Here is a 15,086-nt window from a genome sequence, read left to right on the forward strand (position 1 = left end):
TATATAGAAGATTTAGCCATAGGCTTCGGTGTACAACCGAAGCCTTTTTTTATAAACATACTGCGCCTTATATTGTATTTTTAGCACAAGACTTGTGCGCTGTTTATGTTCAAAAAGAATCTATACTTACTTCTCTTCCTATTAAATATATGCTGTGCATTTGCTCAGGAGTATTCAGAAGCGTGGACAGCTTATTTTTCGTATAATCAGATTACCGCACTTGCAGAGGCTAATGACAAGATCTTTGCAGCTGCGCAGAATTCGGTGTTTAGTTACGATCTGAACACTAATGAAACACAGTTGTACAGCACTATTCAAGGGCTTTCGGGGGAAGCGATTAGCGCTATACATTTCAGTGGAGCTACCGGCATTTTATTTGTGGGTTACACTTCGGGGCTTATAGATGTTGTATTACCGGATGAAAGCGTTACCACTCTGGTCGCTATTCGAGACAAACCGGCGATTCTTCCTTCAGAAAAAACGATTAACAGTTTTGATGAATACAACAACACGCTGTACATCGCTACAAGTTTTGGGATTTCGCTATTTGATCTTTCGCGTTTAGAATTTGATGACTCGTATTTTATAGGAAATAACGGAGCGCGCCTAAACATCAAACAAACTGCTATTTTTGAGGAGTACATTTATGCGGCCTCACCTAATGGCGGACTGCGACGTGCACTGGCAGCCGATGATAATCTAATTGATTTTCAAAATTGGGAAACCCTAGATCCTACCGGTTGGGAAGGGATTCACACTTTTGGCAATGCACTTTGGGGCGTAAAAAGCAATCAAAGCCTACAGCGTTTTGACGGAACTAGCTTTAATTCACAAACCACGTTAGACCGGCTTCCGGTTTCGTTTTTAGCTTCAGAAGATGCGCTTACGATAAGTTTAGATAGTCAAATTGTGATCTATGATGTATCAGGGAATTTGACGACAACAGTGGCTGCTCTTGCTGATTATCCTGGCAGCTATACTTCGGCATTTACTTCTCAGGGTCAAATCTATTTAGGCACTGAAGCTAACGGTCTTTTAATTTCTTCAACCGCAAATACAACGACAGCGCTTCAGGTGTTGCCCGATGGTCCATTGCGCAATGATCCGTTTACTATTGAAGCTGCTCCGGGTCAACTTTGGGTAGCGTACGGCGATTATTCAGATACTTATAATCCATTTCCTTTAAAGCAGCGCGGACTGAGCCATTTTGTGGTAGATTCCGGTTGGTATAACCTTCCTTTTGAGGCGCTTTTGGAAACTAATAGTATCACTAACATTACCTATAATCCCGAGGACAATACTCAGGTTTTTATGAGTTCGTTTAATGCTGGCCTTCTTGAAATCGTTGAAGAAGTGCCCTTGCAACTGTATGATGAGACTAACAGTGGCTTGAGTGATATTCCTTTTGCACCAAGTGATGTACGTATAAACGGAGCCGCTTATGACCGAAATGGAGTTTTATGGATGACTAATAGTTTGGTCGAAAATGCACTCGCACGCAAATCGGGGAATCAAATTGATGGGATCTCCATAGCTTCTATTTTGCCGGATTTTGATGCGGTAAATGGCTATTCAGAATTAGTGATTGGTAGGTTAGGAAATATTTATTTTGGTTCTTCAAATCGAGGTCTCGTTGGTTACGATCCGGATGCGGATAGCTTCAGGTTGCTCAATGCTGAGCGATCTAACTTACCGTCAGATAATGTGCAGTCGCTTGCGGTTGATAATAATGGCGCGTTATGGATTGGTACCAGCTTAGGACTTAGACGACTTTTTAGTCCGGCGCAGATGTTTGAAAATGCCGAAATTCAAACGCAACCCATCATCATTGAAGAATCAGGAAGCACTGTAGAATTGCTTAACGACCAAGTTATTCGGGCCATTGCCGTTGACGGAAATAATAATAAGTGGGTGGGGACCGTATCTAGCGGTGTGTTTTACTTTAGCGCTAATGGTCAGGAAACCTTACAACAATTTAGTACAACAAATTCGCCACTTCCTTCAAATAATATTCAGGACATAAGCATTGATGAAGAATCAGGAGAGGTGTTTTTTGCAACGCCTTTGGGCTTGGTTTCTTTTTCGGGAAGTGCGGTTGCACCACAGGAAACTTTAGAAAATGCTCGGGTTTTTCCTAACCCGGTGCGCCCCTCATTTACCGGCAGTGTAACCATTGATGGTTTAACCGAAAACGCCAATGTGAAAATCACTGATTTAAACGGGAATTTAGTCTATGAGGAAGTCTCAGAAGGCGGAAGCATTCAATGGGATACAACCGCTTTTGGAAGATATCGAGTGGCTTCGGGAGTCTATTTTATATTGATCACCGCCGAAGATGCCGTGGAGACTAAAATTGTCAAACTTATGATCATTCGCTGATGCTGGTAACTACAAAAGCCATCGTGATTTCGGCAATTAAGTACGGAGAAGCAGATCTTATTGTGCGCTGTTTTACAGAAGAAGCCGGACTCAAATCGTACATTCTAAGACGTATTTTAAAATCAAAAAAAGGCAAACTGCGCACGGCGATGTTTCAGCCTGCAAGTCAGTTAGAGCTGGTTGCGGTGCATAAAGATAAAGGCGCGCTCGAAAGTATACGTGAGGCGAAAGTGATTCAACCTTATCTAAGTTTACATACTGATGTTTTGAAGTCCAGTGTGGTGCTTTTTCTTTCAGAAATGCTGCGGAACGCCATTCAAGAGGAAGAAGAGAATCGAGCGCTCTATGCCTTTTTAGAACACGCATTTTTATGGTTTGATCTGCACGAACAAACAGCCAATTTTCATCTGTTGTTTCTGTTAGAATTGACCAAATATTTAGGTTTTTATCCGGATACTTCAGAGTTGCATCACGCACACTTCAACTTGGAAACCGGAATATTTGAACCTGTTGAAAGTTTTTACAGTATTTCCGAAGAAAATTTACATACGCTCAAACAGCTGTTGGGTATAAATTTTGATGCACTTGCTACAGTAAAACTGAACCAAAAACGCCGCGCAGACTTTGTAAATATGCTGCTCGCGTATTATGAATTACATTTACACGGCTTTAAAAAACCAAAGTCACTTGCGGTGCTAACCGCATTATTTAACTAACCACATTTATGAGATTACCCCTTACTTTGTTGCTTTTTTGTGTTTTTTCGTTGACCCTTCACGCCCAAACGATCAAACTGCTGGATAATGACACCCAAGCGCCGGTAGCCAATGCCGCGCTCTACAATACCTCAAAGTCAACCTATGTAGTAAGTGATGATGCCGGAAATGCAGATGTGTCGGCCTTCACAAAATCTGAAACTATTTTTATCACGCACGTATCCCACATCACTTTAAAAACTACAAAAGCGGCAATCGTTGCTGAAGGGAATGTGGTGTATCTGGATGATAACGAGAACCAACTTAACGAGGTGGTGCTTTCGGTGTCAAAATTTGAGCAGGAGTCTAAAGATATCGCTCAGAAAATAGTAAGTCTGGATGCTGAAGATGTCGAACTTAAAAATCCGCAAACAGCGGCAGACTTTCTAAGTCAGAGTGGGCAGGTTTTTGTTCAAAAGAGTCAGTTGGGTGGCGGTAGCCCTATGATACGTGGTTTTTCAACAAATCGATTGTTGTTGACGGTAGATGGTGTGCGTATGAATACGGCGATTTTTCGATCAGGAAACCTTCAGAATGTGATTAATATTGACCCCTTTACGATAGATCAAACCGAAGTTATTTTAGGTCCTGGATCTGTGGTGTATGGTAGTGACGCGGTTGGCGGTGTGATGAATTTTTATACTAAAAAACCGGCCTTTTCTTTTGAAGAAGGTACCGCATTCTCAGGAATGGCGCTTACCCGATATGCTACTGCAAATAATGAAAAAACAGGTCACGTTGATTTTAATATCGGTGCTAAAAAGTGGGCGTTTTTAACTAGTGTAAGCTATTCTGATTTTGAAGATCTACGTATGGGAAGTCACGGCCCTGAAGATTACCTGCGTCCCGAATATGTGGTGACACAAAACGGTGTGGATACGGTGGTAGAAAATGACGATCCTAATATGCAAACGCCTACCGGTTTTGATATGATCAACCTTACCCAAAAAGTGCGCTATATGCCCAACAGTATTTGGGATTTTAATCTTGGGTTGCATTACAGCAATACTTCAGATTACGCGCGATACGACAGGCTTACGCGAACCAGAAACGGGCAGCTGCGTTCTGCTGAATGGTATTACGGTCCGCAATTGTGGTTTATGGGAAATCTTCAAATCGATAAAAAAGGAAACGGCGATTTTTATGATGATGCCAAGCTTACTGCGGCAATTCAATATTTTGAAGAAAGTAGAAACGATCGTGATTTTGGAGCAACTACCTTATTTACCACGCAAGAGCAGGTGAACGCCTATTCTTTAGATCTTGATTTCACTAAGATAATGGGCTCAAATCAGTTGTTTTATGGGCTAGAATACGTGTATAACAAAATTGGCTCCTACGGAAAGCAAACTGATATCAATACCGGTGCTCAGGCAGCAACCGCAACTCGATACCCTGATGATTCCAGCTGGCAATCATTGGCAGCTTATTTAAGTGGACAATTTAACTTGGCTGAAAGTTTAACCTTGCAAACAGGCGTGCGGTACAATCATATATTGATCGATGCCACTTTTGACGATACTTTTTATGATTTTCCGTTTGAAAAGGCTGATGTAAGCTTTGGAAACTTCACCGGAAACGCTGGCTTGAATTGGCAAACGGCAGAAAATTTCAATCTCAAACTGAATCTGGGCACAGCATTTAGAGCGCCTAATATTGATGATATCGGGAAAATCTTTGATAGCGAACCCGGTTCTGTGGTGGTGCCTAATCCCGATCTTAAAGCAGAATATGCCTGTAATGCCGAGTTGGGTGCCGCGTGGCGTATTGATGAAAAGTTACGTCTGGATGTGGCAACCTATTACACGCATTTGAACAATGCACTTGTGCGTCGTGATTTTAGTCTAAACGGGGAGACAACCGTAGATTATCAAGGCGAGCCGAGTAATGTACAGGCAATTCAAAATGCTGCAAGTGCTGAGGTGTATGGCGTTGAAGCCGGTTTAGAATATTTATTTACCAAAAACATTAAACTCACCTCTCAGGTAACAGTTACCGAGGGTAGTCAGGAAGAAGATGATGGCAGTGATGCGCCGTTGAGACACGCGGCACCACTCTTTGGAAATACGCACCTTATATACCGTATGAAACGCTGGAAGTTTGACGCTTCAGCCGAATATAATGGGCAATTTGATTATGACGAACTCGCCCCATCGCAACAGGGTAATGCCTATTTGTACGCGCTGGATGCTGACGGAAATCCGTACTCACCGCGCTGGTACACTTTGAATGTATATAGTGAATACCAGATCGCTCAAAACTGGAAAGCAACTGCCGCTCTAGAAAACATCACAGATCAACGCTACCGTCCCTATTCTTCAGGAATTTCAGCAGCGGGGCGTAATCTGATTATGGCGTTGAAGTATACATTTTGATTGTTATGAAATATTACAAAATTGAAATGACTGACAATCAAAAAGTCATAGGGCATTATCCACAAGCTAAATATGAAGAAGGTTATAATCCGAGGAAAGAGGGCATTTTTAGTATAAAACAGAACCGTTTTCCTGATTTTACTCCTAGACTTGATTTAAGGCTTCATCAAGAGTCTATTATTACAGACTATTTAGACTCTTCCTTGGTGCCGTTTGGTATGATTGTTAGTGAGAAAATGAAATTTATTTTGGAGAAAACTAAGCTGCCCAAACATAAATTTTACCCTATAAATGTTTTTCAAGAAGATTTATCCTTTACTTATTACTGGTTTCATTTTATAATTGATGATTTTTGGGACTGTATTGATAAGGATAAATCTTATGGTAAAGTGTTAAGAATAGACGATAATTTTTCACTTAAGAGAACTATACCTGCAATCTCAATAGAAGAAAATAGAAAGGAGATGCTAACCCGTGAGGCAAAGACTATAAAGAAAATTGGAATAATCGTAATGAATGATAAATTTCCGAAATATGATATTTATAAAACAGCTTTTATAGAGCATAAAGTTTTAATAAGTGAATCTTTTAAGAAGTTAATTAAGGAAAATTCTATAACGGGAACGGAGATAAAGCCTTTTGAAAAATTTATTATTAGCTATTAAATAGTTTTATTTAACAGCATATTTTTTAAAACGAAATTGTATGATTAGCATTTACAGGTTTGCATGTCAAATAGGTTTTACTCTTTTAATCCTTTCTTTGCAGGGATTATACGCCCAAGCAGATAAGACTAAAGAACTGGATAATCGTCATTTAGTTATTAAACGATATCATGTCTTGACTCAAGAATTTATAGACTTGTCTAATGCTCAGGCGAAAAAAGACAGTTTGGCGATGAAAGATGCAACGTGGAAAGATCTTGAGGGTAATTCTGTGCTTAATATGCCGGGGCCACCTTTGCCTCCTCCTGCGGTATATCCGGGAACAAAACCTTATGTAAAAAAATTAAGTTTCCATTTTTTAGTAATGCCAAAGCACCTTATACGGTTCGCTGTTTCAAATGATTTTGAAACTGACTCTACGGTAACCTCAGGTATTTCAAAAATATCTAAAATTAGTAGAGACAGTTTGGTACTAACTGAATTTAACTATGCATACTTTAATCAAAGCAGTCGAAAATTGATCACTGATTTTGAAAGTAGTTATGACATTCAAGAAATTGATAAAACAGATAGAAAAACAATTCTAGGTTTTGATTGTTATAAAATTGTATTGCATCATAATTTCACCAATCAAATGATGGAGCTTTATGCTACAGAAGAAATAAAACTAGCTTATCACCCTGTCTTTCAAGAGCGAGAATACTTAAAAGATTTTTTTCCTCTTTACATTCGACAATACAATGAAGGATCAAAAAATTTAAAATACACTGAATATAAATTCTATGAATACCGATAGGGGCGTATCTCTTTCCTACTAAACCGGCTTTTGCAATGCTTGTTTGATCACCTCACTCCAGATCGCATAACCTTTTTTGTTGAGGTGCAAGCCGTCTGACATATACAGTTCAGGGTTGGGTTTGTCGTCTAGCGAGATCATTTGTGAGAATACGTTAATGAACTGCGCATCCAAGCCGGTGATCACATATTCTGAAAGCAGTTCGTTAAGCTCCATAAATTGCGGGATGAGATGCGCTCGTTCTACGCTGGGTTTTAAGCTGATCACCGCCAGGGGAACCTTAGGATATTTTGCCTTTACCGCTTTGATAAGTTCTTTAAAGTCAGCTAAAACTTCAAGTGGTGTGCGGCCTTGGGTAATGTCGTTTTCTCCGGCATACAAAATAAGCTTCGATGGATTCACATCTTGAAAGATTTCCTCAAAATATTGCAAACACCAAGCATACGTAGAGCCACCAAATCCCAAGTTTAATGTGTACATGGGCGCAAGATCTTCTTGCATATGCACCCACAACCGCACCGAAGAACTTCCGTAGAAAACGTACAAGTCCTCTTGATTTTTCAGTTTTTCAACACGACGACGCAGGCGTTTGATCTCGTTGGCCCACATTACCGGTGGTTCTTCTTCCGGCACCGCCGAAAAATTACTGGTCATCAACCTTTTTACTTTTTCGCGAGCTTCGGCCACATAGTCGGCATACTTTTTTTGATAGTCTTCTACAAAAGCTTTGACCAAAATAGGATCGTTTTTAGCCACGTGATCACTCATTTTAAAAGGCTTCAGGATGTTGCAGTAAAACAACGTATCGTTGATGCGTTTATCAAAATTCACCAAAACGATCGGGACGATAAGCGGTTCGGTTTTGAGATTTAGAGCGAGGTTAAAGGCGCCCGTTTTAAAAGCTCCGGGAGATTCTTCAGAAGTGTACGAAGTACCTTCCGGACTGATGATGAGATTCTTTTTGTTTTTTAAGAATTCGCTTGCAGCCGTATAAAAAATACTGCGATTGCTGGTTTTAGCAGCGGCTTCCGGCAGTTCAGATTCTTTGGTGTACACGTTAATGTAGCCTAGATTTTCATAATAATTTTGATGTCCGTATTCCTGACCTTGCGCGATGCGCACCGTGCGTATACCGGGCTCACCGTATTTATCATCAAGTAAAACGCTGATAAAATGAGAGTCTAAAGTGATCTGAAATTGATTATTCAGTGTGTAAAATGGATGATTCAATAAGTGGTTGTAAATAAAAATATGCCCGGAGTCTTCAGGTAGATTCTCTAAACCTTCCACGTGCACCATAACCTGTTTTAACGCTTCACGTGTGGCTTGCGCACAAGCTTTGCGTTTGTGTTGCGCACTGGTTTCAGGATTGTTTTCGGCGACCGCCTCATAAATGTTACGCAACGCATTTTTAAACTGATGTTCACGCCGATCGTGTTTTAAGAACTCGAGACTCAGCGATGCGATATGTCGCTCTAAGCTTGAGCCTTGCGTTACTAAATTTTGTAAGGTTTCATACGCAAGCGCTTTGGTGGTTTGATCTTTCAACAAATGAAATACCGAATGCAATCCCGAATTTACGGTAAGCCGCGAGCGGTTATTTTCGATCAATTGATACACCGCATCAATGCTGTGCTTACCTAAAAGCGAAGTATACCTAATAAACGCTGCGTTGATTTGATTGCCAATAAGCCAAATGAGGCGGTGATAAAAGCGTTTTTTGAGTCGGTCATCTTCCTCCAGAAGTTGGTGCAAATCCAAGTGATTGATAAAATACACCGCTGTTTTTTCAGTAGTTATGGCGTTGCAAATATCAGGAAGGTTGAGCAGGGAAGACCAGCCAAAAATAAATCCGGAATTAGAGATGCTTCGCTGACTGACATCTACTTTACCTTTTATACGCTTGATGGCCACCTCGCCGTGAATCAAAATGTACAAACCCTCTGAAGCGTTGTCTTGCGCATAAATAATTTCGTTAGGTTCATAGTCGCGGCGTTGCGCAAGTTTTGCGAGTTTGCCTAAATGCAGTTCAGAAAACTGATCAAGAAACGGGGAGCGCCGCATCAATTGAACGATCTCAGATTTCTCGATAGATGCATTTACATAATAATGTTCGTCTTTCGGGATTTGAAAATTACGTGGTTGTAAAAGCGAAGCCTGTTTGCACAAGGCATTTTTGAGCAAGTGATAATTGTTTTGACCAATAGTGAGAAGCAAGCTGTTAACTTGAGGAATATCCGCTTTAAAATCTTTTAAAGGCACTTTATAAAAACACGCCTGATCACTGGCAATTTTTGCGCTAAAGGTATAACGTTCAGGAGTAAAAAATCCATTCCAACCCAGAGTGGTAAAAGGAATTTCGCAATGCGCTACTTGTATTTCTTGTTGCGGATTTTGTTGTTGCGTATAAAAATCCAGATTTCCGTCAATGAGCCAGAAAAGATGCTTTACTTTTTTATGAATCGTACAAAGCGTATCACCTTTATGGTGTGTAACGAGTTGGCCGGTAGGCAAAACTTCTTGTAAAAGATCTAGCGAAATTTTAGGGGCGGTGAGCGTTTTCAAAAGGCATCGGGTTTTAAGTCTTTACAAATTATCGCATTATGCTTAAAAACCGATCGCAGTCGGACGTTCTCGCGGCATTTTTATGAAATTGTAAATTTTAGATATCTAGAATTTTTATTTTGATAAATACCGCGATGTCTTCCATATAAATACAAGAAATTGTCGCTTGTGAAGTCGAGATTGAATATTTTAGATCGTAATTATTTTACGCAACAATCGAGATCGATTAGCGTGAGGTTTGCCTCAATTTTTTTTTAACATTTTCAACTAAATGCTCCCAGGGATCTGACTCTTTCTATGAATACGTTTACGACTTTTATGCTGTTGTGTTTTACGATTGGAGCCCTGGCTCAAAATCGAACTTTTACAGCGCCTTTAGATAATCAACCGGTCACAAATGCAATTATTGACGCTCGGGTAGACTCGATTATGAATCAAGCGATCGAAGCAAAGGCGTTTCCCGGAGCAACACTTTTGGTTGCAAAAAGCGGAAGCATCATTTTTAATAAAACCTATGGATTTCATACCTATGACAGCGTTCAAAAGGTAGCGCCGGGTGATCTTTATGATTTGGCTTCGGTTACTAAAGTTACCGCCGCCTTACCCGCGATTATGAAACTGGTTGATGAAGGAAAACTTGATCTAGATGAGAAATTCAGCACCTTTTGGAAACCTTGGAAACGCCGAAAGGATAAAAGGGATTTAACGCTAAGAGAAATACTGGCACATCAAGCCGGTTTAGAGTCGTATATCGTTTTTTTGAATGATATTCTAAAAGAAGATGGAAGCTTCAAGCGCCGTTTTGTGCGTTCGGAAAAATCCCGAAGATTTTCTGTAGAAACCTATAACGGACTTTTTCTTAACAAGCGTTTTGTGCGTAAAATGTATAGAAAGATCAATCGCTCTGAAGTTTCCGAGGAGAAAAAATATAAATACTCGGGCCTAACCTTTTTGCTCTATCCACAACTTGTAGAAAACCTAACCGGCGTTCCTTACGAGCAGTATGTACAGGGAAATTTTTATACTCCGCTAGGCGCAGAGAACATAATGTTTAATCCTGAAAAGCATCACTTTCCTGAATCACGTATCATTCCCACCGAAGAAGATTCGGTTTACCGAAAGGCTTATGTTAAAGGCTGGGTACACGATGAAAATGCAAGTTTGTTGGGTGGTGTTTCTGGAAATGCCGGGCTGTTTGCCACCGCAGAAGATTTGGCAAAATTGATTCAGATGTATATGAATATGGGTGTTTATAACAACAAAAGATATATTTCTGAAGCGACTTTGAAAGAATTTACACGGGTGCAATACCCTGAGAATGATAACCGTCGTGGTCTGGGTTTTGACAAGCCCTATCTTAATAATGCTGAAAAAGCCCTGCCCGATTCCTACCCTAATCCAGAGGTGAGTGCATCTAGCTTTGGTCACAGCGGTTTTACAGGAACCTTTGTGTGGGCAGATCCGGAGCACGAATTGGTTTTTGTTTTTCTTTCAAATCGGGTGTACCCCACACGCACACATACTGCCATTTATGATCTTAATGTGCGGCCACGATTGATGCACGTTTTTTATCAAGAGTTACAATTAACCAAGTAGGATGAAGACTGAAATTATCGCTATGTTAAGGCATTCTTTTTATAGGTTTTTTTCTAATCTAAATTCCGTAATTTTGCACACTTATTAGAAAACGCATATCATGAGCACAAAGTTCCCTGAATATAAAGGACTTGACCTGCCAAAAGTAGCTGAAGAAATTTTAGCCTATTGGAAGGAAAACGACATATTTGAAAAAAGTATTTCTACGCGTGAAGGCAATGAACCTTATATCTTTTTTGAAGGTCCGCCATCTGCAAACGGAATGCCTGGTATTCACCATGTTATGGCGCGTGCGATCAAAGATATTTTTTGCCGTTTTCAAACCCAGAAAGGAAAGCAGGTAAAACGTAAGGCCGGTTGGGATACCCACGGACTTCCGGTAGAACTTGGTGTGGAGAAAGAATTGGGCATTACCAAAGAAGATATCGGGACCAAGATCAGCGTTTCAGAATACAACGAAGCCTGTAAAAATGCGGTAATGCGCTACACTGATGTGTGGAACAACCTTACCGAGCAGATGGGATATTGGGTAGATATGGAAGATCCCTATATCACCTACAAGCCAAAATACATGGAAACGGTATGGTGGCTGCTTAAAAATATTTACAACCAAGGCCTTATTTACAAAGGCTATACGATACAGCCTTATTCACCAAAAGCCGGTACCGGTTTAAGTTCGCACGAACTCAACCAACCCGGGACGTATCAGGATGTTACGGATACTACGGTAACCGCGCAGTTTAAGGTGGTTGAGGATGAAACCTATAAAGCTTCTCCGCTTGCTGCTTTTGACGGATCAAAATACTTGATGGCCTGGACGACCACTCCGTGGACCTTGCCTTCAAACACGGCCTTGACGGTTGGTAAGAAGATTGATTATGTTTTAGTAAAAACCTTCAACCAATATACGTTTGAGCCAATTCAGGTGGTTTGCGCGAAAGCTTTGGTTGGAAAACAGTTTACTAAGAAATTCTTTGCTGCTGAAAATGAGGAAGATTTTGCAAACTTCAGTGAAGCAGATAAAAAGATTCCATATCAAATCCTTTCTGAATTTAAAGGAAGCGAATTATTAGAATTACGATATGAACCGGTGATCGATTATGTACAGCCGCACGACAATCCGCAGGATGCGTATCGCGTGATCGCAGGAGACTTCGTAACTACCGAAGACGGTACGGGTATCGTTCATACCTCACCAACCTTTGGTGCAGATGATGCGATGGTGGCTAAACAAGCCGAACCTCAAATTCCGCCGATGTTGGTTAAAGATGAGAACGGTAATTTGGTGCCGCTTGTTGACTTGCAAGGGCGTTTCCGTCCTGAACTGAAAGAGTTTGGTGGTAAGTATGTGAAAAACGAGTATTACGATGAAGGAGAAGCACCTGAGAAGAGTGTAGATGTTGAAATCGCGATCAAACTCAAAGAAGAAAATAAAGCTTTTAAGGTTGAAAAGTATGTACACAGTTATCCAAACTGCTGGCGTACCGATAAACCTATTTTATACTATCCTTTAGATTCCTGGTTCATCAAAGTAACCGATGTGCGTGACCGTATGCACGAGTTGAATCTAGGCATCAACTGGAAACCAAAAGCAACCGGTGAAGGCCGTTTTGGTAACTGGTTAGCCAATGCCAACGATTGGAATTTATCGCGTTCGCGTTATTGGGGGATTCCATTACCAATCTGGAGAACTGAGGATGGTAAAGAAGAAATCATCATTGGTTCGGTTTCCGAACTAAAAGAAAAAATAGCAGAAGCTGTTGAAGCCGGTGTCATGGACAGCGATCCATTTGCTGATTTTGTGCCGGGTGATATGAGCGAAGCCAATTATGACTTGATCGACCTGCATAAAAATGTGGTTGATGAGATCAAACTGGTTTCGCCAAGCGGTAAACCAATGCGTCGTGAAGCAGATTTGATTGACGTGTGGTTTGATAGCGGAAGTATGCCGTATGCGCAATGGCACTACCCTTTTGAGAATAAAGAAATGGTTGAAGAAACCTGGCGTAAAGCCGACTTTATCGCAGAAGGAGTTGACCAGACCCGCGGTTGGTTCTATACGCTGCACGCCATCGCAACGATGACTTTTGACGATGTTGCGTATAAAAACGTAGTTTCAAACGGACTTGTTTTAGACAAGAACGGCCAGAAGATGTCTAAGCGTTTGGGTAATGCGGTAGATCCGTTTACGACGCTGAATACCTTTGGTCCTGATGCGACGCGCTGGTATATGATCAGTAATGCGAATCCTTGGGATAACCTTAAGTTTGATCTAGACGGGATTACAGAGATTCAGCGTAAGTTCTTCGGAACCTTGTATAACACCTACTCGTTCTTTTCGCTGTATGCGAATCTGGATAATTTCACCTATGCTGAAGCAGATATAGAATGGAAAGACAGACCGGAAATCGACCGCTGGATTCTTTCAGAATTGCATACCTTGATTGCGCAGGTAGAGAAGTTTTATTCAGACTATGAGCCTACTAAAGCTACACGTGCAATTTCAGACTTCGTTCAAGAAAATCTAAGTAACTGGTTTGTGCGTTTAAGTCGTCGCCGTTACTGGAAAGGCGAGTACGCACACGATAAGATTTCGGCGTATCAAACCCTATATCAATGTCTGGTAACTGTTGCAAAGCTGGGAGCTCCTGTGGCGCCATTCTTTATGGATCGTTTGTATAAGGACTTGAATGGATTAACCAACAAGGAAGCTGCAGAAAGCGTACACCTTTCAGATTTTCCTGAAAGCAATACCGCGTTTATAGATACGACTTTAGAGCATAAAATGCAGAAAGCACAAACGATCTCATCGTTAACGCTTTCGCTTCGCGCTAAAGAAAAGATAAAAGTGCGCCAGCCGTTACAGCGTATTATGATTCCGGTGCTTGATGAAGCGCAACGCGAGGAAATTATTGCGGTACAAGATTTGATCAAATCAGAAGTCAACGTGAAAGAGATCGAGTTAATCGATGACGCATCAGGTATTTTGGTCAAAAATATCAAACCGAACTTTAAAGTGCTGGGGCCGCGTTTTGGTCGAGATATGAAAGTGGTGGCAAACGCTATAAACGCGATGAGCGCTCAAGACATCTCAACAATTGAAAATGAGGGCGAAATCACTGTGGACATTAATGGAAAAAGTGTTACTTTGGCGCCCGAAGACGTAGAAATCACTTCACAAGACATTGAGGGGTGGTTAGTTGCAAGCAGCGGCTCACTCACCGTTGCGTTAGACGTTACTTTGACAGACGAATTGAAAAAAGAAGGTATCGCAAGAGAATTAGTAAACAGAATTCAGAATTTGAGAAAAGATTCTGGATTTGAGGTTACTGATAAAATTGAAGTACAATTACAACGTGACGGTAAGGTCGAGCAAGCCGTTAACGACAACTTAGAATATATTAAAAGGGAAACGCTCACCGCAAAACTCGACGTTGCAGAGCAAGTTACTAACGGTATAGCCATAGCATTTGATGATGTAGAAACAAAGCTGGCTATAAAAAAACAGTAAACAACAATGGCGACAGACACTAAAGAACGTTACAGCGATGCAGAATTAGAAGAATTTCGCGTGATCATTCAGCAGAAAATAGATAAGGCGCAAAATGATCTTGACCTTATTAAAAGTGCTTATATGAATGATGGTAATAACGGTACTGATGATACTTCACCTACTTTTAAAGCTTTTGAAGAAGGTAGTGAGACTATGAGTAAAGAAGCAAATTCTGCGCTCGCCATCCGTCAAGAAAAATTTATACGTGACTTAAAGAACGCGTTAAACCGCATACAGAACAAAACTTATGGTATTTGCCGCGTTACCGGTAAACTTATCAATAAGGAGCGTTTAAAGCTAGTTCCTCACGCTACATTGAGCATTGAGGCAAAGAACATGCAGAAATAAGACACGTCATCATTGTTTACAAAAACGCTTCAGTAGAATCTGGAGCGTTTTTTG

Annotated in this window: 9 protein-coding genes; 8 read left to right on the forward strand and 1 reads right to left on the reverse strand. The window is 40.8% G+C overall.

What is annotated here, in order from left to right:
* Positions 1-105 precede the first annotated feature (105 nt).
* From porZ to LDL79_RS07865, 5 genes are read left to right on the forward strand one after another with little or no spacing between them, the layout of a single operon-like run.
* Positions 106-2,379, forward strand: a complete 2,274-nt coding sequence (porZ, locus tag LDL79_RS07845; RefSeq protein ID WP_225599820.1) for a type IX secretion system anionic LPS delivery protein PorZ — start codon at positions 106-108, stop codon at positions 2,377-2,379.
* A complete protein-coding gene (gene recO, locus LDL79_RS07850) occupies positions 2,379-3,095 on the forward strand; it encodes a DNA repair protein RecO (RefSeq protein ID WP_225599821.1) in 717 nt (238 codons plus the stop codon). The genes porZ and recO overlap by 1 nt, the downstream gene beginning before the upstream one ends.
* A gap of 8 nt (positions 3,096-3,103) precedes the next feature.
* Positions 3,104-5,509 (forward strand): TonB-dependent receptor plug domain-containing protein, encoded by a 2,406-nt coding sequence (locus tag LDL79_RS07855; protein WP_225599822.1) that lies wholly within the window; start codon positions 3,104-3,106, stop codon positions 5,507-5,509.
* 5 nt (positions 5,510-5,514) lie between these two features.
* Positions 5,515-6,174, forward strand: a complete 660-nt coding sequence (locus LDL79_RS07860) for an imm11 family protein (RefSeq protein ID WP_225599823.1) — start codon at positions 5,515-5,517, stop codon at positions 6,172-6,174.
* A gap of 40 nt (positions 6,175-6,214) precedes the next feature.
* Positions 6,215-6,970 carry a hypothetical protein gene (locus LDL79_RS07865; RefSeq protein WP_225599824.1) on the forward strand — a complete coding sequence of 252 codons (756 nt, stop codon included), beginning with the start codon at positions 6,215-6,217 and terminating at the stop codon, positions 6,968-6,970.
* A gap of 18 nt (positions 6,971-6,988) precedes the next feature.
* Here the strand turns inward: LDL79_RS07865 and LDL79_RS07870 are convergent, their stop codons facing one another.
* Positions 6,989-9,535, reverse strand: coding sequence for a cyclic nucleotide-binding domain-containing protein (locus LDL79_RS07870; RefSeq protein WP_225599825.1), 2,547 nt, complete (start codon positions 9,533-9,535; stop codon positions 6,989-6,991).
* Between the two features lie 297 nt (positions 9,536-9,832).
* On the opposite strand from LDL79_RS07870, the gene LDL79_RS07875 reads away from it, so the two are divergent.
* From LDL79_RS07875 to LDL79_RS07885, 3 genes are all read left to right on the forward strand, one after another.
* Positions 9,833-11,131, forward strand: coding sequence for a serine hydrolase domain-containing protein (locus tag LDL79_RS07875; protein ID WP_225599826.1), 1,299 nt, complete (start codon positions 9,833-9,835; stop codon positions 11,129-11,131).
* Positions 11,132-11,231: 100 nt separating this feature from the next.
* Complete coding sequence (ileS, locus tag LDL79_RS07880) at positions 11,232-14,642, forward strand: isoleucine--tRNA ligase (protein WP_225599827.1); 3,411 nt, start codon at positions 11,232-11,234, stop codon at positions 14,640-14,642.
* 6 nt (positions 14,643-14,648) lie between these two features.
* On the forward strand, positions 14,649-15,032 hold the full coding sequence (locus LDL79_RS07885) for a TraR/DksA family transcriptional regulator (protein ID WP_072981122.1): 384 nt from the start codon (positions 14,649-14,651) through the stop codon (positions 15,030-15,032).
* Positions 15,033-15,086 lie beyond the last annotated feature (54 nt).

The organism is Leeuwenhoekiella palythoae, from assembly GCF_020310025.1.
Taxonomy (GTDB): Bacteria; Bacteroidota; Bacteroidia; order Flavobacteriales; family Flavobacteriaceae; genus Leeuwenhoekiella; species Leeuwenhoekiella palythoae.

Bases quoted from the DNA above. Each gene is read 5' to 3' on its own strand.
- LDL79_RS07885 (WP_072981122.1), top strand. From the start codon at position 14,649: ATGGCGACAGACACTAAAGAACGTTACAGCGATGCAGAATTAGAAGAA.
- ileS (WP_225599827.1), top strand. From the start codon at position 11,232: ATGAGCACAAAGTTCCCTGAATATAAAGGACTTGACCTGCCAAAAGTA.
- LDL79_RS07855 (WP_225599822.1), top strand. From the start codon at position 3,104: ATGAGATTACCCCTTACTTTGTTGCTTTTTTGTGTTTTTTCGTTGACC.
- LDL79_RS07875 (WP_225599826.1), top strand. From the start codon at position 9,833: ATGAATACGTTTACGACTTTTATGCTGTTGTGTTTTACGATTGGAGCC.
- LDL79_RS07865 (WP_225599824.1), top strand. From the start codon at position 6,215: ATGATTAGCATTTACAGGTTTGCATGTCAAATAGGTTTTACTCTTTTA.
- porZ (WP_225599820.1), top strand. From the start codon at position 106: ATGTTCAAAAAGAATCTATACTTACTTCTCTTCCTATTAAATATATGC.
- recO (WP_225599821.1), top strand. From the start codon at position 2,379: ATGCTGGTAACTACAAAAGCCATCGTGATTTCGGCAATTAAGTACGGA.
- LDL79_RS07860 (WP_225599823.1), top strand. From the start codon at position 5,515: ATGAAATATTACAAAATTGAAATGACTGACAATCAAAAAGTCATAGGG.